The following is a 1,611-nucleotide window of genomic DNA, read 5'->3' as shown; positions in this document are numbered from 1 at the left end:
CAGTACCCTGATGTTAAGATAAACATTAAGACTCATCTGGGAGGTATGCCTGCGATGGTCAGTTTGATTCAGGATACGCTAAGCGTATCCTGATGAGCCTCGTTATAATTAGCGAGTCGTGGCTTTTTTAGTTTTCGTCTTTCTTGTCTTGGCTTTTTTTGTAAGTAAGCCTTCAAGCTCCTCGAGCGCTTCTCCTGAAAATACTGCCAGGTTCTGCATGCTTGGCAAGGTGTCACGACAACCGGTATAGCCAAAATTCAGTGAACCATCATAGCTTAAACAAGTAATATTCAATGCGCCGCCATGGGCGATTAATGATACTGGGTACATCGCCTCAAGTTTACAGCCATTGTAGTAGAGAGCCTTTTTCGGTCCAGGGACATTAGATATTGTAATGTTAAAGGCTGGACGCATTCTTCCGCCCAGGCCTGTGAGAAGCTGTAAAGAGTAGGGTGCCATCATCAGCATCGTGTACTGTGTCAGCGATGCTCTAGGCAAGCTTTGTAAGTGCTCCTTCGCAATCTGGGTCGACTCTTTAATGGTTGCTAAGCGGCGAAGCGGGTCCGCTTCATTGGTTGCTAAGCTAGCGATCATAAAACTAATGGCCGTACCTGTGCCTGTGTCATCCGCAGGGCGAATATTAACCGGAATACCTGCTGTTAAAGGTTGCTCAGGTAATTGTCCTTTTTCTAATAGGAACTGCCTCAACGAGGTGCCACATAAATAAAGCACAATATCGTTTAACGAGGCATCCGCCTCTGCTGCCAGTTTCTTAATTCTGTCTAAAGAATATTGCTGTGTAGCAAAGCGGCGAGCGGCTTGCACCCGGGTGTTAATGGTTGAATTAGGACCAGTAAACGGAGCAGAAAGTTTAACTCTATCCTGAACGGATGAACTGACCAGTTTTGCCAACGCACCCACTAACTGCGGGGTGTTCGAGGCTTGTTCTTTGATTGCGTCGATAGCTTGATCAAGCGCGCCTTGCCAAGTCGCAATGTGTTCGCCGCTTTTAATTTTCTTTGGCGTACCAATAGACCAAGGCGGTCTTGTATCGATATCGTCTGGAGACTCGCTTAGTGTGCGTTGCAATAAACGTACACCGCTTATGCCATCAATTAAGGAGTGGTGCATTTTGGTGTAGATGGCAAAGCGATTATTTTCCAGACCTTCGATGACATGGCACTCCCATAGAGGGCGTTTAAAGTCCATACGGTTGGAGTGTAATCTCGATACAAGTATACCCAACTCTCGTTCACCGCCTGGTTTGGGTAGAGCCGAATGACGTACGTGATAATCTAGGTCTATGTTCTTATCGATAACCCAAGACGGTGCGAGTAAGCGGCCCAGTAAGCTAGGCTTCGCGAGCTTTTTGTTCCAGGGGGAAACAATATCTCCAGCCGATTTCATGCGATGAACATCGTCGCGTAAAAAATTAGCAGGAGCATCTTTGGGGAGAGATAAAATTTGCAGATTGCCAACATGCATTGGCGTCTCTTCGGTATCCAATGCCAACCAAGAGGCATCAAGTATGTTTATCTTGTTATTCTGAGTCATTTTGCCAGGCCTTTTGGGAGTAATGAATACAAAGCGGAATCTTAACACACTTACTAT

General features: G+C 46.1%; 1 protein-coding gene. It reads right to left on the bottom strand.

Annotated features, from left to right (window positions below; translation table 11 throughout):
• Positions 1-108 precede the first annotated feature (108 nt).
• Positions 109-1,611, bottom strand: a 1,503-nt coding sequence (locus tag A3761_RS20305; RefSeq protein WP_369808243.1) for a wax ester/triacylglycerol synthase family O-acyltransferase, incomplete at its 5' end; no start/stop codon positions are given.

This window comes from Oleiphilus sp. HI0123 (assembly GCF_001635315.1).
Note: the sequence above shows the minus strand (reverse complement) of the source record. Positions and strands in the feature narration are given on the sequence as shown.